Genomic DNA, 19,259 nt, shown 5'->3' on the forward strand with positions numbered 1-19,259 from the left:
CATCCGTGACCTGGTAAAGAACACGAAAAAGCGGGCGTCCTCCCCTATGGGAAGGACGCCCGCTTCGAGTCGCTTGTCAGTGCGAGAAGTTGCCCCGGTAGTACTGGAACACGAACCCGATCATGGCCATGATGATCAGGAACACGCCGATCAGGAACATCCAGAAGCCGATCACGAACCCGGCGAAGGCGAAGGCCGCCGCCAGGCACAGGAACAGCGGCCACCAGCTGCTCGGGCTGAAGAAGCCGATCTCGCCGGCGCCCTCGCTGATGTCGGCCTGCTTGTCGTCCTCCGGCTGGGCGCCGATGCGCCGCGCGGTGAACATCAGGTAGTAGCCCACCATGAAGGCGAACCCGACCGAGATCGCCATGGCGGTGGTGCCCACGGGCTCACCGTGGCCGGTCGCGGCCTTGGTCCAGAACCAGTAGCCGACGTCGACACCGGCGAAGAACAGGCCGCACAGCAGGAACAGCCAACCCTGGACCTTCATCAGGCCTCCACCTCCGTGGCGGACTTGGCGGACATGTGCGGGTAGTGCAGGTCGAACGCCGGGCGCTCGGACCGGATGCGCGGCAGCGAGGTGAAGTTGTGCCGCGGCGGCGGGCAGGAGGTCGCCCACTCCAGCGAGCCGCCGTAACCCCACGGGTCGTCGACGGTGACCTTGACGCCCGAGCGCCAGGTCTTCCAGACGTTGTAGAAGAACGGCAGCGTCGAGGCGCCCAGGATGAACGCGCCGACCGACGAGATCATGTTCAGGTCGGTGAAGCCGTCGGCCGCGCTGTAGTCGGCGTACCGGCGGGGGAAGCCGACCATGCCCAGCCAGTGCTGGACGAGGAAGGTGGTGTGGAAGCCGATGAACAGCAGCCAGAAGTGCACCTTGCCCAGCTTGTCGTCGAGCATCTTGCCGGTGAACTTGGGCCACCAGAAGTAGAAGCCGGCGAACATGGCGAACACGACCGTGCCGAAGACCACGTAGTGGAAGTGGGCGACGACGAAGTAGGTGTCGCTGATCTGGAAGTCGAGCGGCGGCGAGGCCAGGATGACGCCGGTCAGGCCACCGAGCAGGAAGGTGATCAGGAAGCCGACGGAGAACAGCATCGGCGCCTCGAACGACAGGTGACCCCGCCACATCGTGCCGATCCAGTTGAAGAACTTCACGCCCGTCGGCACCGCGATGAGGAACGTCATGAACGAGAAGAACGGCAGCAGGACCTGCCCGGTCGGGAACATGTGGTGCGCCCAGACCGTGATGGACAGACCGGCGATCGCGATGGTGGCGCCGACCAGGCCGATGTAGCCGAAGATCGGCTTACGGCTGAAGACCGGCAGGATCTCGGTCACGATGCCGAAGAACGGCAACGCGATGATGTACACCTCGGGATGGCCGAAGAACCAGAACAGGTGCTGCCACAGGATCGGCCCGCCGTTGGCCGGGTCGAAGATGTGCGTGCCGAGCTTGCGGTCGGCCTCCAGGGCCAGCAGCGCGGCGGCCAGCACGGGGAAGGCCATCAGCACGAGCATGCTGGTCAGCAGCACGTTCCAGGTGAAGATCGGCATGCGGAACATGGTCATGCCGGGCGCGCGCATGCAGATGATCGTGGTGATGAAGTTCACCGAGCCGAGGATCGTGCCGAGACCCGACAGGGCCAGGCCCATGATCCACAGGTCGCCGCCGATGCCGGGCGAGTGGATCGCGTTCGACAGCGGCGTGTAGGCGAACCAGCCGAAGGAGGCCGCGCCGCCCGGCGTCAGGAAGCCGGACACCGCGATGATGCTGCCGAACAGGTAGAGCCAGTAGCTGACCATGTTCAGGCGCGGGAAGGCCACGTCGGGGGCGCCGATCTGGAGCGGCATCAGCTCGTTGGCGAAGCCGGCGAACAGCGGCGTCGCGAACATCAGCAGCATGATCGTGCCGTGCATGGTGAACAGCTGGTTGAACTGCTCGTTGCTGGTGATCTGCAGCCCTGGCTGCGCCAGCTCGGCCCTCATGATCAGCGCCATGACGCCGCCGATCAGGAAGAAGGCGAACGACGTGATCAGGTACATGTGTCCGATGATCTTGTGATCAGTCGAGGACAGCCACTTGGCGATGATCTGGCCCTTGGTGACGGGCCGGACCGGTGCGCGAAGCGGTTCTTGGATGGCGGTCACTGGGCACTCCCAGCCTGGGTCGCGATGTACTGGTCGAACTCAGCCTGCTTGACGAGCTTCACCGAGAACAGCATCCGGCTGTGGTCGACGCCGCACAGCTCGGCGCACCGGCCGGCGTAGACGCCCACGCGGTCGTCGCCGAGCGTCTTGATCTCGAACTTGCGCCCCGGGTTGCCCTCGGGGATGCCGGGGATGATGTCCCGCTTGAACAGGAACTCGGGCACCCAGAACGAGTGGATCACGTCGTCGGTGGAGAGGTCGAACTCGACCTTGGTGTTCGTCGGCAGGACCAGCTGAGGGCCCTGGTGGTAGTCGTGCACCGGCATGCCTGCCACGGGCTGCGTCGTCTTGCCGTTGTAGGTCGTGGTGAAGCGCCAGCTCCACTGGTAGGCCTCGACCTTGACCTTGACGGGCGCGTCACCCGCGACGTCCGTGAGGGCCTTGCTGTCGCGGGCGGTGAAGAAGAAGAACACCGACACCATGACGAGCGGGACCACCGTGTAGAGGATCTCGATCGGCAGGTTGTAGCGCACCTGGGGCGGCAGTTCGGCCTTCCCCCTGCGCTTGCGGTGGAAGATCGCGGCCCAGACGATCAGGACGATGACGACGACGCCCGTGGCGAGTGCGGCGATCCAGGCCCCGTTCCACAGATGCTGAACGACCTTGGCCTGCTCGGTCACGCCCTCGGGCAGCAGGCCGTTGGACCAGTCGAACTTGGGAACGTCATTAGCACACGCCGTAGCAGTGGCCAGCAGCAACGCCAAAGCGGCGGCGCGCGGCACCCTGCGCCGGGCCAACGAACGCCGCGTCGTACGGCGAGTCGGACTCACGGATCGCCTACCCCACAGATGAAGCCCAAGAGTCTTTCCCTTGGGTGCTCGTATTTCCAAATGCACAGCTGATTGCAGACACATTAGCGTGCAGGTGTCCCGCCCTACCGCGCGACCCCTCGATGGCGCCGCAAGTGGGACGATGAGTCTCGTGGCGTATTTCGACGCGGCCTCGAGCGAGCCGCTGCACCCTCAGGCACGCGAGGCGCTGCTGGCGGCGATCGACGTCGGCTGGGCCGACCCCGCGAGACTGTACACCCAGGCCCGCCGCGCTCACCTGCTGCTGGAGCAGGCCCGCACGGAGGTGGCCGAGGCGCTCGGAGCGCGCCCCGACGAGGTGTCGTTCACCTCGTCCGGCACGCAGGCCGCGCATCTCGGCGTGCTCGGCACCCTACACGGCAGGCGCAGGGTCGGGCGTCATCTGGTCACCAGCGCGGTCGAGCACTCCAGCGTGCTGCACGCGGCCGGCGTGCACGAACGCGACGGCGGCACGGTCGAGACCGTGGGCGTGACCCTGGAGGGGCGGGTCGACCTCGACGCGTTCACCGAGGCGGTCGCGCGTCCCGGCACGGCGCTGGCCTGCCTCCAGACGGCCAACCACGAGGTGGGCACGGTGCAGCCGGTCGCCGAGGCCGCCGCCGCGTGCCGGGCGAGCGGGGTGCCGCTGCTGGTCGACGCGGCCCAGACCGCGGGCCGCATGCCGATCCCGCCGGGCTGGTCGGTGCTGACGGCGAGCGCCCACAAGTGGGGCGGCCCGGCCGGGGTCGGCGTGCTGGCGGTGCGCAAGGGCACCCGGTTCCGCTCGTTCCTGCCCGAGGACGAGCGCGAGCGGCGGCGGGTGCCGGGCTTCGAGAACGTGCCGGGCATCGTGGCCGCGGCGGCGGCGCTGCGCGCGATGAGCGCCGAGGCGGCGCAGGAGCAGGCCCGGCTGTCCACGCTGGTCGCCCGGATCAGGGAGACCGTGCCGAAGGTCGTGCCGGACGTCGAGGTGATCGGCGACCCGGTCGTCCGGGCGCCCCACATCGTGACCTTCTCGTGTCTCTACGTCGACGGCGAGGCGCTGCTCACCGAGCTGGACAAGGCGGGATTCGCCGTATCGTCCGGAAGCTCGTGCACCGCTAGTACGCTTCGTCCATCGCACGTCCTCGAAGCGATGGGCGTGCTGACGCATGGAAATGTCCGGGTGTCGCTGCCCAGGGGCACGTCCGCGGCCGAGGTCGACCGGTTCCTGGCCGTGCTGCCCGATCTGGTGCGCCGCATCCGGCACGACGCAGGAGTCGCATGACCGAGGTAACTCAGCCGTCATTGACGATCGACGCGCTCGGGAAGAAGTGCCCGATCCCGATCATCATGCTCGCCGAGCAGATCAACCACGTGCCGCTCAACGCCGTGGTGGCGGTGCTGGCCGACGATCCGGCGGCCTACACCGACGTGCCGGCGTGGTGCCGGCTGAAGTCCCACCGCCATGTGGCCTCGTACGAGCTGCCCGAGGGCGGCTGGGCGATCCACGTGATGCGCAACTACTGACGGTTTGTGGGTAGAGCCCTCCCCTGACGGCACATCGACCATTCGGGGGAGAACATGGCCAAGGGGAACGAGACCGCCCGCGACGTGATGAGCACGGGCGCGGAGTGCATCGCCGCGCACGAGACGCTCGACCGGGCGGCCCAGATGATGCGCAGCAACGACGTGGGCGCGCTGCCCGTGTGCGGCCCCGACGACCGGGTGACCGGCATCATCACCGACCGCGACATCGTGATCAAGTGCGTCGCGGCCGGTCACGACCCCGCGCAGGTGACGGCGGGCGAGCTGGCGACCGGCCTGGTCTGGGTGACGGCGGACGCCACCGTGCAGGAGGCGCTGTCGCGCATGGAGCAGAACCAGATCAAGCGGCTGCCGGTGCTGGAGAACGAGCGGATCGTCGGCATGATCAGCGAGGCCGACCTCGCCCGGTGCCTGCCGGACGACCAGCTCGCCGAGTTCGTGCACCGGGTGTACGCCAAGCGCTGACACCCGTACGGGGGACCGCCCCGCCACGCCTGCGGGCGGGCGGGGCGCACGCGTGTCAGGGGTGGTAGCAGCGCACGTGGCCGGCGATGTCGGCAGCGGCCTCGGCGCCGTAGGCGGCCGTGAAGCGCTCCAGGAAGACCTTCTGCCCCAGCTCGTACTCCTGGCCGCCGACGCGCTCCAGCACGTGCGTGGCCGTCAGGTTGCCGATCTGGCCGCAGCGCTCCAGCGGCAGGCCCCAGGCCAGGCCGGACAGGAAGCCGGCGCGGAAGGCGTCGCCGACGCCCGTGGGGTCGGCCTTGCCGCGCTCGGGGGCCGGGGCGACCTGGATGGACGGCTCGCCCTTGCGGTCGATGACGGCGCCCTTGGGGCCGAGCGTGGTGACGCGGACGCCGACCCGGTCGAGGATCTCCTCGTCGGACCAGCCGGTCTTCTGCTCGATGAGCCCCTTCTCGTAGTCGTTGGAGAACAGGTAGGCGGCGCCGTCGACGAGCTGCCTGATCTGCTCGTCCTCCATGCGGGCGAGCTGCTGGGAGATGTCGGCGGCGAAGGGGATGCCGCGCTGGCGGCACTCGTCGGTGTGCCGCAGCATCGCGTCGGGGTCGTTGGGGCTGATCAGCACCAGGTCGAGGCCGCCGAGGCGGGAGGCGACCGGCTGCAGCTCGATCAGCCGCGCCTCGGCCATCGCCCCGGTGTAGAAGGAGGCGATCTGGTTGTGGTGCTCGTCGGTGGTGCACAGGAAGCGCGCGGTGTGCTGCGTCTCGGAGATGTGCACGGACTCGCAGTCGACGCCGTGACGCTCCAGCCAGGAGCGGTAGTCGGCGAAGTCGTTGCCGACGGCGCCCACCAGGATCGGCTTGAGGCCGAGGCAGCCCATGCCGAAGGCGATGTTGGCCGCGCAGCCGCCGCGACGGATCTGAAGGTCGTCGACCAGGAACGAGAGCGACACCCGGTCGAGCTGCTCGGCGATGAGCTGATCGCCGAAGCTTCCTGGGAACGTCATCAGGTGGTCTGTCGCGATGGAGCCGGTTACGGCGATGCGCACGGGATTCTTCTTCCTCGTTGTCAGCAGGCCAATGAGCCCCACGAGAATACGCGAAGGTCCCGCTCGCACAAAGGCGGGCGGGACCCCACAGGCCGAAGCCGTGACCCCTTAGTTGAACGAGTCGCCACAGGCGCAGGAGCCGGTGGCGTTGGGGTTGTCGATGGTGAAGCCCTGCTTCTCGATCGTGTCGACGAAGTCGATGCTGGCGCCCATCAGGTAGGGGGCGCTCATGCGGTCGGTGACCACGCTGACACCGCCGAAGTCCGTCACCACGTCACCGTCCATGGAACGGTCGTCGAAGAAGAGCTGGTAGCGCAGGCCGGAGCAACCACCCGGCTGCACGGCGACCCTCAGCTGCAGACCTTCCTCACCCTGCTGCTCCAGCAGGCTCTTGACCTTCGCGGCGGCCGCGTCAGTCAGGATCAGGCCCTGCGTCGTGGTCTCGCTGCTCTCAACCGTCATCTGCTGACTCCCTAACCCGGCTGTCTGTTTCCGACGTCCTACTGATGACGCTACCAACACCTCGCCCATGCCACACATTCCCGGGTCCCCTACCCCCGGAATAACCACGTTCGTCCATGTGTCATAGTGAGTATCGTCAAACCGACGATAAGGGGGTATGGCGATGGCCACCCAGACTGGGCTGCCGCTCTTCGTCCTCGGGCAGGGCGCCGATCCGCACAGCGAGAAGGGCGTCGACTGCCCCGGCGAGCTGCCGCCCGCGTCCGACCCTGACCTGGTCGAGCGCGCCCGCAAGGCCAAGGAGGCGCTGGGCGACCGCCTGTTCGTGCTGGGCCACCACTACCAGCGCGACGAGGTCATCCAGTTCGCCGACGTGACCGGCGACTCCTTCAAGCTGGCCCAGCAGGCCGCCGCGCGGCCCGAGGCGGAGTTCATCGTCTTCTGCGGCGTGCACTTCATGGCCGAGTCCGCCGACATCCTCACCGGCGAGGCCCAGAAGGTGGTGCTGCCCGACCTGGCCGCCGGGTGCTCCATGGCCGACATGGCCACGTTCGACCAGGTGGAGGAGTGCTGGGAGGCCCTTGAGGACGCCGGTCTGGCCGGCGAGGTGGTCCCCGTCACGTACATGAACTCCAGCGCCGACATCAAGGCGTTCTGCGGGCGCAACGGCGGCGTGGTGTGCACCTCCTCCAACGCCAGGAGGGCCCTGGACTGGGCGTTCGAGCAGGGCCGCAAGGTGCTGTTCCTGCCCGACCAGCACCTCGGGCGCAACACGGCGGTGCTGGAGATGGGCATGTCCCTGGAGGACTGCGTGGTCTGGAACCCCCACCGCCCCGGCGGCGGGCTGACCCGCGAGCAGCTCGACCGGGCGCGGATGATCCTGTGGAAGGGCCACTGCTCGGTGCACGGCCGCTTCACGGCCGAGTCCGTCGACGACGTGCGCGCGCGCATCCCCGGCGTGAACGTGCTCGTCCACCCCGAGTGCCGGCACGAGGTGGTGCTCAAGGCCGACCACGTGGGCTCGACCGAGCACATCATCAAGACCCTCCAGGCCGCTCCCGCCGGGTCGAGCTGGGCCGTCGGCACCGAGCTGAACCTGGTCAAGCGGCTGGGCGCGATGTTCCCCGACAAGAACGTCTCGTTCCTGGACCGGACGGTCTGCTACTGCTCCACGATGAACCGGATCGACCTGCCGCACCTGGTGTGGGCGCTGGAGTCGCTCGTGCTGGGCGACGTCGTCAACCGGATCACGGTGGACGAGGACACCGCCCACTGGGCCAGGGTCGCGCTGGACCGCATGCTGGCGCTCCCGTAACGCCCTCCCCCGACGGGCCGGGCCCGTGGCGAGGAGCGCCCGCCCTCGCCGCGGGCCCGGCCCTTTCCGGCCCCGTTCGGCCCGGTTCGGTACGGTACGGCGCGGTCAGGCGAAGTCGTAGCCGACGCGGACGCCGACCGTCAGCGTCTGGCGGCCGGGGCTGACCGAGGACGCGCTCTCGGCCGCCGCGGCCATCGCCACCAGCGGCTGGGGGCCGCCCCTGACCTCCTCGGAGATCGACACGACCGGGCCGAGCGGGCGTCCGGCCAGCTCGGCGTAGTGGGCGGCCTTGGCCGCGGCGTCCCTGAACGCCCTCGTCCTGGCCTCGCCGAGCACCGACGCCGGGTCGGACAGCTCGAAGGCCACGCCGTTGAGCCGGGCCTCCTCGCCCACTCCGGCGACCGTGTCGATGACGGCGTCGGCCCGCGACAGGTCCCTGACCACCACCTCGACGCCCTGGGCCGCCCGGTAGGCGGAGACCTTCGGGTAGACCTCGTACTCGGGGCCGAGCGAGAGCTCGACCGTGCGCACGTCGTGGGCCGCGACGCCGGCCCCGGCCAGCGCGTCGGCCAGCCGGGCCGCGGCGGCCCTGACCGCCGTGAACGCCTCGGACGCCGACGCCCTGCGCACCTCGACGCCCGCCAGCAACCGCAGGACGTCGGGCGCGGCCTGCACGCTGCCCTCACCGACGACGGAGATGTCCACGCCTGCCCCCTCGACTGGGTTCGCCTCGATCCTACGGGCGAGTCCTGCCCCCGCCCACGGCCGGTTCACATGGCAGCTCACACTGCGGCTCATACGGCGTCGACGATCGCGCCCGGATCGTCCAGCTCGACCTGGTGTCCCGAGCCGGGCAGCAGCACCAGCTTGGCGTCGAGGCAGGCCGCCAGGCTCTGCCTGCGGGCGTCCCGGCCGCCCGCGCCGAGCACGGTGACCGGGATGTCGGGAAAGGGATGACCGGCCCGGATGTCGCGGAGATCGGCGGCCATGTCGCGGCGGGCCAGCCACTCCCCCGCCACCGCCGCGGGCACCTTGCCCATCCGGTACACGCCGAAGGGGTCGCCCATGCCCGTGACCAGGCGGTGCGCCGGCGGCCCGGTCAGGCGGGCCAGCACGTTCGCGCCCCACGTGCCGCCGAGCGCGGGCAGCCACGCGCCCAGGACGGCGGCGAGCGCGAGCGGCCGGCGCACGGGCGGCGGGCTGGGGTCGACCAGGACGAGCTTGGCCACGCAGAGCGGGTGCAACCGGGCGAACGCCTCGGCGTGCCAGCAGGACAGGCCGTGCGCGACCAGCGTGATCTGGGACGGCTGCGCGGGGGCCAGCGCGGCCAGCCGGGCCACCTCGCCGTACAGGGTGGGCCGGTCGGTCGCCGGCGGGCTGAGGCCGAGCCCCGGACGGTCGAAGCGGACGACCCGGTGGCAGGCGGCCAGGCCGGCGGCCACGGCGTCCCAGTGGAACCAGGCGCCGCCGAGGCCCGCCGTGATGAGCACGCCGGGGCCCGCCCCCTGGTCCAGGACGTGCGGCGGGCCGCCGGGAGCCTCGTCGTCGTCGTGGACGAGCAGCCTGAGCGCCACGTACACGACCCAGACGGCGACCATCGTGAGCTGGATCCGGTGAGCGACGCCGGCCAGCCGCCCGGCGGCCAGGGCGGCCAGCATGAGCCCGGTCGCCCCCGCGTTCAGGCCGGTGAACAACCACGACACCCACGAGCGCCAGTGCGCGGACAGCACCGCCATCGCGGTCAGCACGGCCGTCATGGCCAGCGCGCCGGCCACCATGTGGAGCCGGTGCGAGACCCCCTCGCCGCGGCAGGTGGGGTCGCTGAGCACGGCGCAGTCGAGCGGGACCAGGCCGGAGACGACCGTCAGCAGCCCGAAGGCGGCCAGCGCCAGCCAGCCGGCCCACTCGCGCGCCACCCTGGGCACCGTCGCCACCGCGGCCAGGCAGGCCAGCCCGGACAGCACGTCGCTGACCCGGAACAGGCGCGTCCACGGCTGGTCGCGGGCGGCCAGCTCGCTCACGTAGCCGTCGGTCCTGTCCACGGCGGGCGTGGTGAACTGGCCGGTGATCCAGGCGCTGTACAGCACGGCCGCCACGATGAGCGCCGAGGCCGCGGCGACGAACAACCTTCGCTCCACGTGATGATTAGAACACCATCCGTGGTCAAAGGCCCGGAGCACCCCATACCGGGAACCATCGGCCGAGGTCGGCCTCCAGCGGCAGCTCGCCGTCCAGGGCGCCTCTGGCCTGCAGTTCGAGGGCGTTGTCGCGCCTGTTCCCGGGCAGCGGCGCGAACGGGTAGAACGTGCCGCGCTTGTACAGGTAGACCACCGCCAGCCGCCTGCCCGCCGGGGCGGCGAACGACACCAGCGAGCACAGCAGCGAGGGCCCGAACCCGGCCGACTCCAGCGAGGAGTTGACCGCGTGCAGCTCGGTGACCAGGTCGCTGACGTCGTCCGGCGCGCGGCGGACCAGCAGCCAGGTGTAGCCGTAGCCGTCGTCGGACTCCTCGACGCGCCCGCCGAGCAGCGCCTTGACGTCGCTCTCCAGCGTGGCGAACGCGCCGCCCTCCGCGGCCCTGAACGACACCGAGCCGAGACCGGTGGGGACGAGACCGGTCGCGGCCTGGAGCGTCACGGCCGCGGACGGCAGCGCGAACAGCGCGTCGAGGTTGGGCTTGACCGGCTTGGACCGGCCCAGCAGCGAGTCGAGCCAGCCCATGCCGCCTCAGCCCCTTCCGAGCTGCTTGGAGATGGACGCGAGGAGTTCGAGCCGGCGCTCCAGCGGCGGATGCGTGGAGAACAGGTTCGCCAGCGTCTCCCCCCTGGCCAGGGCCGGCGCGAAGTAGAAGGCGTTGAACGGCGCCGCCTCGCGCAGGTCGGTGGTCGGGATCCTGGCCATGTCGCCGGTGACCTTGGTCAGCGCGCTGGCCAGGGCCGAGGGACGCTGCGTGAGCAGGGCTCCGGCCCGGTCGGCGGCCAGCTCGCGGTAGCGCGACAGGGCCCGGGTGAGCAGGAAGCTGATGGCGTACACGACGATCGAGACGAGCATGATGATCAGCCCGACCGGCACGCCGCCCTGGCCGTTGTCCCGGCGTCCGCCGAAGCCGGCGTACAGGGCGAACCTCGTCATCAGCCCGGCGACGATGCCGAGGAACGAGGCGATCGTCATGACGGCGACGTCGCGATGGGCGACGTGCGACAGCTCGTGCGCCAGGACGCCTTCGAGCTCCTGAGGCTCCAGGCGGCGCAGGATGCCCGTCGTCACGCAGACGACGGCCCGCTTCTGGTTACGGCCGGTCGCGAAGGCGTTCGGGACGTCGGAGTCGGCGATCGCCACCCGCGGCTTGGGCATGTCCGCCAGCGCGCACAGCCGGTCGATGAGGCCGTGGAGCTCGGGGGCCTCCTGTGGGGAGACCTCCCGTCCGTGCATCGCGAACAGGGCGATGCGGTCGGACAGGAAGTACTGCACCAGCAGCAGCCCCCCGGCGAGCACCAGCACGGTCAGCGCGCGCACACCGAGGGCGATCAGCACGCCGACGAACGCCACGTAGAGCAACCCCAGCAGGAACATCGTCACGACCATGCGGCGGGTCAGGCCGCTGTCGGACGCGAACCGCGTGCCCACGGGACTCAGCCCGGAATGAGGCCTTGGTCGCCCAGCATCTCCCGGACCTCCTCGATCGAGGCGTCCGCGGGGGGAAGGATCAGCTCTGACGGCTCAAGGCTGTCGTCGGGAAGCGCCTTGCCCACATGGCGCACCTTGTCGAGCAACGCGTGCAGCTTGACGCGGAAGGCCCCCTCGTCACCGGTCTCGATGGCGGCCTCCAGCTCGCTGTCGAGCTCGTTGAGCACCACGATGTCGTCCGGCGAGATCTCGACCTGGCCCTCGCCCATGATTCTGACGATCATGCGTTCTCCCCGGGCTGACGCAGCTGCTGGGTGTGACCCTGCTGCGGCTGGGCCTGCTGCTGGGGCTGCCCCTGCTCGATGGCGCTCTTGGGCGCCGGGCCCTGGCCCAGCTCGGCCTTCATGCGGGCCAGCTCCAGCTCGACGTCCATGCCGCCGCCCATGCGGTCGAGCTCGGCCTGGATGTCGTCGCCGCGGGTGCCGCTGAAGTCGTCGAGCGCGCCACTGGCCAGCAGCTCGTCGATCGCGCCCGCGCGGGCCTGCATCTGCGCCGTCTTGTCCTCGGCGCGCTGGATCGCCAGGCCGACGTCGCCCATCTCCTCGGAGATGCCGGAGAACGCCTCGTTGATGCGCGTCTGGGCCTCGGCGGCGGTGTAGGTCGCCTTGATCGTCTCCTTCTTCGTGCGGAAGGAGTCGACCTTGGCCTGCAGCCGCTGGGAAGCCGTGGTCAGCTTCTCCTCCTCGGCCTGCAGGTTGTCGTGCTGGACCTTGAGGTCGGCCATCTGCCCCTGCAGATTGGACCGCCGCTGCAGTGCCTCGCGCGCGAGGTCCTCGCGCCCGACGGACAGCGCCTTGCGGCCCTGGTCCTCATAGCGCCTGGCCTGCGCCTCCAGGCCGTTGATCTGCAGTTCTACCCGCTTGCGCGAGGTGGCCACGTCGGCCACCCCTCGACGCACCTTCTGCAGCAACTCGAGCTGCCGCTGATAGGAGTAGTCAAGCGTCTCGCGCGGATCCTCCATCTTGTCCAGGGCCTTGTTGGCCTTGGACTTGAAGATCATCGAAAGTCTCTTCATCACGCTCATGCGCGTCGGCCGTCCCCTTCTAGGTCGTGCTGGTGTTCACCCAATGCAGCGCAGCCGCCTTGGGATTACCCTACGCATAACGCACGGGGGCGTCACTAAGTTGCAGTCCAGGTAGGGTTGACGTGTGTTGCGACGCCGATCCCAAACCTCCGTGGACGACACCCCCGTCCCCGTTGACGATCCTAAGCCCCAGGGTAAAGGTCGTCCCACACCCAAGCGCCGGGATGCCGAGGGCAGACGACGCCAGCCGGTCTCCGCGCCGAAGGACCGCAAGGAGGCCTATCGGCAGATGCGCGCCAAGCAGGCCGCCGAGCGCGACCGGGCCCGCAAGGGCATGCTCGCAGGTGACGAGCGTTATCTCCCGGTTCGCGACAAGGGTCCGGGGCGCAAGTTCGCCCGCGACTGGGTCGACTCGCGGCGCCTGCCCAGCCAGTACTTCCTGCCGTTCTCGCTACTGATCCTGCTGGCGACCTGGATCCCGTGGCCGATCGAGATCCGCGCCAAGGTGCTCAACATCGTCATCGCGGTCGGCTGGCCGATCATGATGATCGGCGTCCTGGCCACCTCCCTCTACGTGGCGTGGAAGGTGAAGAAGGAGGTCGCGGCCAAGCTCCCGGACGAGAGCGTGAAGGGCGTCGGCTTCTACGCGGCGATGCGCGCTTTGCAGATCCGCAAGCTGCGGTTCCCGCCGCCCACGGTGCTGCCGGGCGGGCGGCCCGCGCCGCCCAAGAAGTAGCCCCGTTTTCCCGATTTTTCGGGAAAACGGCTTATCGGCGACGCCCGCGTGCCCATCACCGTCCGGTGGTGGGCACTCGCGCTTCCCGCCTTCCGCGCCTTCCCGGCCGTCCCGCGTGCCGGGTCCCGGCCGCTCAGCGGGACGGTCTCCAGCGCAGGAGGCCGCCGGTGACCACCGGGCGGCGGCCGTCGATCGCGCCGCCCCGTTCGAGGGCGTCGGCGACGGTCCGCAGCAGCGTGTACGACGACCGCAGCCGCCTGCCCGTGACCCCGGCCACCGTCCCGTCGGCCGAGCTCACGGTGGCGTACGCCGTTGCGCCGTCGGCGGCCGTGTAGGACAGGATCGGGATCAGCAGGCCGTCCCACGACCCGGCCGGACGGCTGGCGCACAGCTCGCGCCAGGCGTCCCTGATGCCGCGGACGGTGAGGTGGTCGCCGGTCCCGGGACGGAAGCCCAGGACGCCGGCGCCGCGCGCGCCGTTGTGGCGCAGCAGGGAGGCGCGCAGGGCGTCGGGGAAGTCCACGCCCATCTGCGACTCGGCCACGGCGATCGTGCGCGCCCTGACCGGGCCGCCGAGCGTGCGGTAGGTGCGGGGGGCGTTGCTCCTGAGCCAGCGTTCGATGCGCCGCCACTGGGCGTCCACGGCCCGCTTGACGTCGGGGGCGACCCGGCGGGGGTCGATCGGGCGGCGCCGGGGCGCGCAGTTGGGCGCCTGGGCGGCGGAGGCGGCGGGCGTGGGCTGCAGGGTCTGTGCGGGCTGCGTGGTCTGCGTGGGCTGTGCCGGTGCCGCGGGGTCGGCCGGGGGCTCCACGGGCGTCACGGGCGTCGTGGGCTCGGGGTCGGCCTGCTGCTCGGTGACGGCGCGCATGAGGGCCAGGGCGCCGTCCTGCACCGACGTGCCCATCAGGGCGACCCCCAGCGTCAGGGTCACGACGACCGCGATGACCAGCCACGACAGGACCGTTCCCGCACCTCGGCGCCGCGGCGCGGGCGCCGGGACGGACGGCGGCGGCTCGGCCCGCGGCAGGCGGGCCCGGCGGCGCAACCGCACCGCGAGGGCGATCAGGACGGCCGCGGTGAGAGCCTGGCGGACGAGCTTGAGCACGTCGCGCACCCTATCCCGAATCGAATCGGCTCATGTGACGCTCTAAGGTCGAACGTATGGAATTCCGACACCTCGGCCGCAGTGGTCTCATGGTCAGTGAGATCAGCTACGGCAACTGGCTCACCCACGGCTCCCAGGTCGAGGAGGACGCCGCCAAGCTGTGCGTGCAGGCGGCGCTCGACGAGGGCATCACCACCTTCGACACCGCCGACGTCTACGCGGGGACGAAAGCCGAGGAGGTGCTCGGCCGGGCGCTCAAGGGCGTCCGCAGGGAGTCGCTGGAGATCTTCACCAAGGTCTACTGGCCCACCGGCCCCGGCAAGAACGACCGCGGGCTGTCCCGCAAGCACATCACCGAGTCGATCCACGCCTCGCTGCGCCGCCTCCAGACCGACTACGTCGACCTGTACCAGGCCCACCGCTTCGACAACGAGACGCCCCTTGAGGAGACCCTCAAGACCTTCGACGACCTCGTCCGCCAGGGCAAGGTCCTCTACGTCGGCGTCAGCGAGTGGACGGCCGAGCAGATCGGCCGCGCGCTGAAGATCGCCGACGAGATGGGCTTCGACCGGATCGTGTCGAACCAGCCGCAGTACTCGATGTTGTGGCGGGTCATCGAGTCGGAGGTCGTGCCGCTGAGCGAGCGCGAGGGCATCGGCCAGATCGTCTGGTCGCCGATCGCGCAGGGCGTGCTCACCGGCAAGTACCTGCCCGGCCGGCAGCCTCCGCAGGGCTCGCGGGCGACCGACGCGAGCGGCAGCGCCATGATCGCGCGGTACATGAACGACGACGTGCTCACCCGCGTCCAGGAACTGCGTCCGATCGCCGACGACCTCGGCCTGACCATGGCCCAGCTCGCCGTGGCCTGGGTGCTGCAGAACCCGAACGTCTCCAGCGCCATCGTCGGCGCCACCCGCCCCGAGCAGGTGCGCGACAACGTCAAGGCGGCCGGCGTCAAGCTGGAGGACGACGTGCTCAAGCGCATCGACGACGTGCTCGGCACGGTCGTGGAGCGCGACCCGGCCAAGACGGTGAGCCCCGCCACCCGTCCGTGACCCGGAACCGTCCGGAGTGACCCGGTGAAACGGAAAACCCCTTGAGCCGCAATGCGCTCAAGGGGTTTCCGTTTTCTCGCGGATCACTCCGGACGCAATGACAATCCCGTGTATTCGACGCGGTCCTCGTCGAGCAGCGCCACCTGCTCGACGCCGGATTCGAGCAGGTCACGCCAGTTCTCCCCGAGCCAGGACTCCGCATCGGCCTGACTCGGAAAAACCTCTCGCGGCAAAGGGCGGTCCGTCACCTCACCACCATTTGCATTTTCATAACGCCACCGCCATGTCATGCCATACGCTCCTTCTCCGCGGGTTCGCCGGCGCCTTCCCTCCGACGGCACTGGAACCCTACTCCCGAGCTCGGAGGTCCATCGATGCTGCGCGCGGGCCGTGTTGCCGCGGCGGTCGTCCTGGGGGCGGCCGCCGTGATCCTTCTCCCCTCCTCCGCGCTCGGCTCACCCTCCTCGCGGCCCGGCGGTCCCGCGCCGGGGGCCGTGCGGCTGTGGGGGGTCTGGCGCAGCGACGGCACGGCGTGGCTGGCGTCCACGGCCGCGTACGAGCCGGCGGACGGCTCGGTCGTCGGGTGGCGCTTCGCGGTCTCGGCCGACGGGTCGGTGGGCGAGCCGCCGGGGGGTGAGCTGCCGTCGTTCCCGGCGGTGTGCGTCCAGGACGCGGCCGGCTCGGGGCACAAGCGGGTGGCGGTCGCGGTGGACTTCGGGGACGGGGAGGGCGACGTGCCGCCGGGTGACCGGCCGCCGGCGCACCCGCTGCTGCGCTGCGTCACGGGCGCCGAGGACGCGACCGCCGCCCAGCTCCTGGCCTCCGCTGCCAGGGTCGGCGTGAACGGGCGCGGCGAGGTCGTGTCGGTCAGCGGCTACCCGTCCCAGGGGGTGGGGGCGGTCCCGTCGCAGGGTGTGGAGAGCGTCCCGTCCCAAGGTGGGACCGCCTCGTCCCGGGAGGCGGGCGCCGCCGAGCGGGCCGCCGGGCCCGCGGGCGCGCCCGGCGGGGTTCCGGAGCTGCTGATCGCGGGCGGCGCGGGCGTGCTGTTGCTGCTCGCCGGGGGCACGGCCCTGGCCGCCCGCCGCCGCACCGGCTGACCCGCTATCTCCTGAGGGCCGGGCAGGCCGGTTCGGGCCGGTTCGGGCCGGTCAGGTCGGTTCAGGCCCGTAAGGCGGGTTCGGGCCGGTCAGGCCGATTGGCTGGTCGGGGTGGTCGGTAGCCTCAGGGCGGTGAAGCTTCTTCTCTCCGGGACCGGTGGCGCGCAGGGCTGGCCGGTGGACGGGTGCCCGTGCGCCTCGTGCGCCCGGCTCCCCCAACCCCGTCGCCGCCCCTTCGACCTGCTCGTGGACGACGCGGCGCGGTTCCCCTTCACCGGCCCCGGCGCGTTCGGCGACGGCCTCGGCCTGGTGACGGCCGACGGCGCGGCGCTGCTGTGCCTGCCCCCGGGCCGGGAGGCCCCCTCGGACGGCCCCGCCCGCTACGACGTCGCCGTCCTGGACCTGCTGGACCGCCCGCAGCGGCTCGGCGAGCTGCGCCGCGCCGGGCTGGCCGACGACCGGACCACCGTGGTGGCCGCGTGGCTGGACCACCGGATCAGGTCGGAGGAGGAGCTGGCCAGGCGGCTGCGGTTGTGGGGGGCGGTGGCCGTGCCGGACGGGACGGTCCTGGAGAGCGGCGGAACGGTCCGCGGGACGCCGCCGCGGCGGGCGTTGCTGCTCGGCGGGTCCAGGTCGGGCAAGTCGGCCGAGGCGGAGCTGCGGCTGGCGGCCGAGCCGTACGTCACCTATGTCGCCACCGGCGGCGACGGCGCGGCGGACGGCGAATGGGCGGCGCGGGTACGGGCGCACAAGGAACGGCGGCCAGCTCACTGGGACACGGTGGAGACGACGGACCTGACCGGGGTCATCGCGGCGGCGAGCACGCCCCTGCTGATCGACGGGCTGGGCACGTGGCTGGCGGCGGTGTTCGACGAGCACGGAGCCTGGGACGGCGACCGCACGCCGGTCGCCCGGCGCTGCGCGGAGCTGGTCGAGGCGTGGCGCGGCACGCCGGTGCCGCTCGTGGCGGTCTCGGACGAGGTGGGGATGGGCGTGGTGCCCGCCACGTCCGCCGGCCGGGCCTTCAGGGACGCGCTCGGCAGGCTCAACGAACGGCTCGCCGCCGAGTCCGAGTACGTCGCCCTGGTGGTCGCGGGACGCCTTCTGGAACTGTGAGTGGCCCCCGGGCGCCGGGGCTACGGGCGGACGGCTCGGGCGTACCAGCGGCCGTCGAGGCGGTCGACGTGCAGCGGACGGCCGAAGCACTCGGACAGCAGGCCGGGCGTGAGCACCTCCGACACCGGCCCGGCGGCCAGCAGCCGCGAGTCGCGCATGAGCAGCGCGTGCGTGGTGGTCGCGGGCACCTCCTCCAGGTGGTGGGTCACCGTGACCGTGGTCAGCACCGGACGGGTGGCGGCCAGCTGCTCGACCGCCGTGACGAGGTCCTCGCGGGCCGGCAGGTCGAGCCCGGCGAACGGCTCGTCGAGCAGCAGCACGGCGGGCTCGGCCATGAGCGCCCTGGCCACCCTGATCCGGGCCCGCTCCCCTTGCGAGCACACCCGGAACGGGCGCTCGACCAGGTCCTTGCAGCCCAGGTCGGCCAGCAGGCGGGTGGCGCGCTCGCGTTCGTTGTCGCCGTACTTGTCCCACAACGGGACGCTCGTGCCGGTGTGGCCGGTCAGGACCACCGTGTGGGCGGTGGCGCCCTCCTCCTCCAGCAGGTCCTCGTCGATCAGCCGCTGGCTGGCCGCGACCAGGCCGATGTGGCGGCGCAGCTCCCGCAGGTCGACCCGGCCGAGCCGGTGGCCGAGCACGCTGACCGCGCCCTCGCTCGGGTGGCGCACCGCCCCGGCCAGGGAGAGCAGGGTGGTCTTGCCCGCGCCGTTGGGGCCGAGGATCACCCAGTGGTCGCCGTACGCCACCTGCCAGTCGATGCCGTCGAGCAGCGTTTTGCCGACAACCCGGACAGCTACACCTTCGAGTTCAAGCACGTGCATTCCCGCCACATTAGTCGGCCCTAGGATCGGGCGTTATGCCGCTTGCTGAGCTGACCCATGGGCTGCGCTTCGCGATCGGCATGCTCAGCGCCGTTCCGGTGCGGGTCGACCGGGTCGATCGGGAGATCGCCGGGCCCGCCATGGTGGCGGCCCCCGCGGTCGGGCTGGGGCTCGGCGCGGTGGCGGGCCTGCCGCTGCTGCTGCCGGGGCCGCCGCTGCTGGGCGCGGCGCTCGCGCTCGGGCTGCTGGCCGCGCTCACCCGCGGCCTGCACCTGGACGGGCTGGCCGACCTCGCCGACGGCCTGGGCAGCGGCCGGCCCGCCAACGACGCCCTCGACATCATGAAAAAGTCGGACATCGGGCCGTTCGGGGTGATGACGCTGGTCATCACGCTGCTCGTCCAGGCGGCGGCGCTGACCGGGGCCGGTTATCCCGCCCTGGTGACCGCCTGCGTGGCCGGGCGGCTGGCGCTCACCTGGGCGTGCCGGGCGAGCGTGCCCGCCGCCCGGCCCGGCGGGCTCGGGGCGACGGTGGCGGGCACCGTGAGCGATCCGGCGGCGTGGCTGGCCACGGCGGCCGCCCTGGCCGTGACCGCCGGGCTGGGGCTGGCGGCCGGGACGTGGGCGCCCCCGGTCGCGCTGGCGGCCGGGCTCGGGGCGGCGCTGCTGCTGCTCCGGCACGCCCGGCGGCGCCTCGGCGGCGTCACGGGGGACGTGTTCGGCGCTCTGGTGGAGACCGGCACGGCGGCCGCGCTGGTGGTGTGCGCGATCCTGGGCTGAGCGGCGATCCGGGCCGAGCGGACGCGGGG

Annotated in this window: 23 protein-coding genes; 9 read left to right on the forward strand and 14 right to left on the reverse strand. The window is 71.3% G+C overall.

Translation table 11 applies throughout. From position 1 onward, the window contains the following. Positions 1–76 precede the first annotated feature (76 nt). The 3 genes from ACIBQ8_RS23380 to ACIBQ8_RS23390 are packed head-to-tail and all read right to left on the reverse strand — an operon-like array spanning position 77 to position 2,948. Positions 77–490 carry a cytochrome c oxidase subunit 4 gene (locus ACIBQ8_RS23380; protein ID WP_397162242.1) on the reverse strand — a complete coding sequence of 138 codons (414 nt, stop codon included), beginning with the start codon at positions 488–490 and terminating at the stop codon, positions 77–79. Beyond that, a complete protein-coding gene (gene ctaD, locus ACIBQ8_RS23385) occupies positions 490–2,151 on the reverse strand; it encodes a cytochrome c oxidase subunit I (RefSeq protein ID WP_397171136.1) in 1,662 nt (553 codons plus the stop codon). The genes ACIBQ8_RS23380 and ctaD overlap by 1 nt, the downstream gene beginning before the upstream one ends. Beyond that, positions 2,148–2,948, reverse strand: a complete 801-nt coding sequence (locus ACIBQ8_RS23390) for a cytochrome c oxidase subunit II (RefSeq protein ID WP_397171134.1) — start codon at positions 2,946–2,948, stop codon at positions 2,148–2,150. The genes ctaD and ACIBQ8_RS23390 overlap by 4 nt, the downstream gene beginning before the upstream one ends. A 175-nt stretch (positions 2,949–3,123) precedes the next feature. On the opposite strand from ACIBQ8_RS23390, the gene ACIBQ8_RS23395 reads away from it, so the two are divergent. Genes ACIBQ8_RS23395 through ACIBQ8_RS23405 form a run of 3 tightly spaced genes read left to right on the forward strand, consistent with a single transcriptional unit; the run spans position 3,124 to position 4,991 of the window. After that, on the forward strand, positions 3,124–4,266 hold the full coding sequence (locus ACIBQ8_RS23395; protein WP_397192946.1) for a cysteine desulfurase family protein: 1,143 nt from the start codon (positions 3,124–3,126) through the stop codon (positions 4,264–4,266). Beyond that, positions 4,263–4,508 (forward strand): sulfurtransferase TusA family protein, encoded by a 246-nt coding sequence (locus tag ACIBQ8_RS23400; RefSeq protein ID WP_352353344.1) that lies wholly within the window; start codon positions 4,263–4,265, stop codon positions 4,506–4,508. Before ACIBQ8_RS23395 ends, ACIBQ8_RS23400 begins: the two co-directional genes overlap by 4 nt. Before the next feature lie 54 nt (positions 4,509–4,562). Next, entirely contained in the window at positions 4,563–4,991 is a 429-nt protein-coding gene (locus ACIBQ8_RS23405) for a CBS domain-containing protein (RefSeq protein ID WP_358294148.1), read from the forward strand. Positions 4,992–5,046: 55 nt separating this feature from the next. Here ACIBQ8_RS23405 and ACIBQ8_RS23410 read toward each other — a convergent pair whose 3' ends face one another. Further along, the gene (locus tag ACIBQ8_RS23410; protein ID WP_397171130.1) at positions 5,047–6,033 is read right to left on the reverse strand and encodes a carbohydrate kinase family protein; all 987 of its coding nucleotides are present in this window, start codon (positions 6,031–6,033) and stop codon (positions 5,047–5,049) included. A 108-nt stretch (positions 6,034–6,141) separates the two neighbouring features. Beyond that, positions 6,142–6,495, reverse strand: a complete 354-nt coding sequence (erpA, locus tag ACIBQ8_RS23415) for an iron-sulfur cluster insertion protein ErpA (protein WP_049566397.1) — start codon at positions 6,493–6,495, stop codon at positions 6,142–6,144. Positions 6,496–6,652: 157 nt separating this feature from the next. On the opposite strand from erpA, the gene nadA reads away from it, so the two are divergent. After that, positions 6,653–7,810, forward strand: coding sequence for a quinolinate synthase NadA (gene nadA, locus ACIBQ8_RS23420; protein WP_397192947.1), 1,158 nt, complete (start codon positions 6,653–6,655; stop codon positions 7,808–7,810). A gap of 105 nt (positions 7,811–7,915) precedes the next feature. On the opposite strand, the gene ACIBQ8_RS23425 is transcribed toward nadA, so the two are convergent. The 6 genes from ACIBQ8_RS23425 to ACIBQ8_RS23450 all read right to left on the reverse strand — a co-directional run bounded on the left by ACIBQ8_RS23425 (position 7,916) and on the right by ACIBQ8_RS23450 (position 12,521). Further along, complete coding sequence (locus ACIBQ8_RS23425; protein WP_357993062.1) at positions 7,916–8,515, reverse strand: SIMPL domain-containing protein; 600 nt, start codon at positions 8,513–8,515, stop codon at positions 7,916–7,918. An 89-nt stretch (positions 8,516–8,604) separates the two neighbouring features. After that, positions 8,605–9,948, reverse strand: a complete 1,344-nt coding sequence (locus ACIBQ8_RS23430) for an alpha/beta fold hydrolase (RefSeq protein ID WP_397192948.1) — start codon at positions 9,946–9,948, stop codon at positions 8,605–8,607. A gap of 25 nt (positions 9,949–9,973) precedes the next feature. After that, a complete protein-coding gene (locus tag ACIBQ8_RS23435) occupies positions 9,974–10,531 on the reverse strand; it encodes a hypothetical protein (RefSeq protein WP_397192949.1) in 558 nt (185 codons plus the stop codon). A 6-nt stretch (positions 10,532–10,537) separates the two neighbouring features. After that, the gene (gene htpX / locus ACIBQ8_RS23440; protein WP_397171123.1) at positions 10,538–11,437 is read right to left on the reverse strand and encodes a zinc metalloprotease HtpX; all 900 of its coding nucleotides are present in this window, start codon (positions 11,435–11,437) and stop codon (positions 10,538–10,540) included. 5 nt (positions 11,438–11,442) lie between these two features. After that, the gene (locus ACIBQ8_RS23445) at positions 11,443–11,721 is read right to left on the reverse strand and encodes a hypothetical protein (protein ID WP_397171121.1); all 279 of its coding nucleotides are present in this window, start codon (positions 11,719–11,721) and stop codon (positions 11,443–11,445) included. Then, positions 11,718–12,521 carry a PspA/IM30 family protein gene (locus ACIBQ8_RS23450; RefSeq protein ID WP_352323075.1) on the reverse strand — a complete coding sequence of 268 codons (804 nt, stop codon included), beginning with the start codon at positions 12,519–12,521 and terminating at the stop codon, positions 11,718–11,720. The genes ACIBQ8_RS23445 and ACIBQ8_RS23450 overlap by 4 nt, the downstream gene beginning before the upstream one ends. A 151-nt stretch (positions 12,522–12,672) precedes the next feature. Between ACIBQ8_RS23450 and ACIBQ8_RS23455 the strand changes: the two genes are divergently transcribed. Then, positions 12,673–13,257, forward strand: coding sequence for a DUF3043 domain-containing protein (locus tag ACIBQ8_RS23455; RefSeq protein ID WP_397192950.1), 585 nt, complete (start codon positions 12,673–12,675; stop codon positions 13,255–13,257). A gap of 133 nt (positions 13,258–13,390) precedes the next feature. Here the strand turns inward: ACIBQ8_RS23455 and ACIBQ8_RS23460 are convergent, their stop codons facing one another. Then, the gene (locus ACIBQ8_RS23460; protein ID WP_397192951.1) at positions 13,391–14,362 is read right to left on the reverse strand and encodes a hypothetical protein; all 972 of its coding nucleotides are present in this window, start codon (positions 14,360–14,362) and stop codon (positions 13,391–13,393) included. Between the two features lie 56 nt (positions 14,363–14,418). Here ACIBQ8_RS23460 and ACIBQ8_RS23465 point away from each other — a divergent pair, with 56 nt between their 5' ends. Further along, positions 14,419–15,417, forward strand: coding sequence for an aldo/keto reductase family protein (locus tag ACIBQ8_RS23465; protein WP_397171116.1), 999 nt, complete (start codon positions 14,419–14,421; stop codon positions 15,415–15,417). An 83-nt stretch (positions 15,418–15,500) separates the two neighbouring features. Here ACIBQ8_RS23465 and ACIBQ8_RS23470 read toward each other — a convergent pair whose 3' ends face one another. After that, positions 15,501–15,707, reverse strand: coding sequence for a hypothetical protein (locus tag ACIBQ8_RS23470; RefSeq protein ID WP_225273734.1), 207 nt, complete (start codon positions 15,705–15,707; stop codon positions 15,501–15,503). An 84-nt stretch (positions 15,708–15,791) separates the two neighbouring features. On the opposite strand from ACIBQ8_RS23470, the gene ACIBQ8_RS23475 reads away from it, so the two are divergent. Both ACIBQ8_RS23475 and ACIBQ8_RS23480 read left to right on the forward strand, forming a co-directional pair. Beyond that, a complete protein-coding gene (locus ACIBQ8_RS23475) occupies positions 15,792–16,514 on the forward strand; it encodes an SCO2322 family protein (RefSeq protein ID WP_397192952.1) in 723 nt (240 codons plus the stop codon). Positions 16,515–16,646: 132 nt separating this feature from the next. Beyond that, positions 16,647–17,630, forward strand: coding sequence for a bifunctional adenosylcobinamide kinase/adenosylcobinamide-phosphate guanylyltransferase (locus tag ACIBQ8_RS23480; protein WP_397192953.1), 984 nt, complete (start codon positions 16,647–16,649; stop codon positions 17,628–17,630). Positions 17,631–17,650: 20 nt separating this feature from the next. Here the strand turns inward: ACIBQ8_RS23480 and ACIBQ8_RS23485 are convergent, their stop codons facing one another. After that, entirely contained in the window at positions 17,651–18,451 is an 801-nt protein-coding gene (locus tag ACIBQ8_RS23485) for an ABC transporter ATP-binding protein (RefSeq protein ID WP_397171111.1), read from the reverse strand. A 35-nt stretch (positions 18,452–18,486) separates the two neighbouring features. Here ACIBQ8_RS23485 and ACIBQ8_RS23490 point away from each other — a divergent pair, with 35 nt between their 5' ends. After that, positions 18,487–19,230: an adenosylcobinamide-GDP ribazoletransferase gene (locus ACIBQ8_RS23490; protein WP_397192954.1), complete on the forward strand. Its 744-nt coding sequence runs from the start codon at positions 18,487–18,489 to the stop codon at positions 19,228–19,230. Positions 19,231–19,259: the final 29 nt, after the last annotated feature.

The organism is Nonomuraea sp. NPDC049646, assembly GCF_044465525.1.
In the GTDB taxonomy this organism is placed as follows: domain Bacteria; phylum Actinomycetota; class Actinomycetes; order Streptosporangiales; family Streptosporangiaceae; genus Nonomuraea.

Coding starts and splice junctions, on each gene's coding strand:
- ACIBQ8_RS23485 (WP_397171111.1), bottom strand. CDS start 18,451: ATGCACGTGCTTGAACTCGAAGGTGTAGCTGTCCGGGTTGTCGGCAAA.
- ACIBQ8_RS23435 (WP_397192949.1), bottom strand. CDS start 10,531: ATGGGCTGGCTCGACTCGCTGCTGGGCCGGTCCAAGCCGGTCAAGCCC.
- erpA (WP_049566397.1), bottom strand. CDS start 6,495: ATGACGGTTGAGAGCAGCGAGACCACGACGCAGGGCCTGATCCTGACT.
- ACIBQ8_RS23400 (WP_352353344.1), top strand. CDS start 4,263: ATGACCGAGGTAACTCAGCCGTCATTGACGATCGACGCGCTCGGGAAG.
- ACIBQ8_RS23470 (WP_225273734.1), bottom strand. CDS start 15,707: ATGACATGGCGGTGGCGTTATGAAAATGCAAATGGTGGTGAGGTGACG.
- ACIBQ8_RS23490 (WP_397192954.1), top strand. CDS start 18,487: ATGCCGCTTGCTGAGCTGACCCATGGGCTGCGCTTCGCGATCGGCATG.
- nadA (WP_397192947.1), top strand. CDS start 6,653: ATGGCGATGGCCACCCAGACTGGGCTGCCGCTCTTCGTCCTCGGGCAG.
- ACIBQ8_RS23450 (WP_352323075.1), bottom strand. CDS start 12,521: ATGAGCGTGATGAAGAGACTTTCGATGATCTTCAAGTCCAAGGCCAAC.
- ACIBQ8_RS23395 (WP_397192946.1), top strand. CDS start 3,124: ATGAGTCTCGTGGCGTATTTCGACGCGGCCTCGAGCGAGCCGCTGCAC.
- ACIBQ8_RS23445 (WP_397171121.1), bottom strand. CDS start 11,721: ATGATCGTCAGAATCATGGGCGAGGGCCAGGTCGAGATCTCGCCGGAC.
- ACIBQ8_RS23475 (WP_397192952.1), top strand. CDS start 15,792: ATGCTGCGCGCGGGCCGTGTTGCCGCGGCGGTCGTCCTGGGGGCGGCC.
- ACIBQ8_RS23405 (WP_358294148.1), top strand. CDS start 4,563: ATGGCCAAGGGGAACGAGACCGCCCGCGACGTGATGAGCACGGGCGCG.
- ACIBQ8_RS23465 (WP_397171116.1), top strand. CDS start 14,419: ATGGAATTCCGACACCTCGGCCGCAGTGGTCTCATGGTCAGTGAGATC.
- ACIBQ8_RS23380 (WP_397162242.1), bottom strand. CDS start 490: ATGAAGGTCCAGGGTTGGCTGTTCCTGCTGTGCGGCCTGTTCTTCGCC.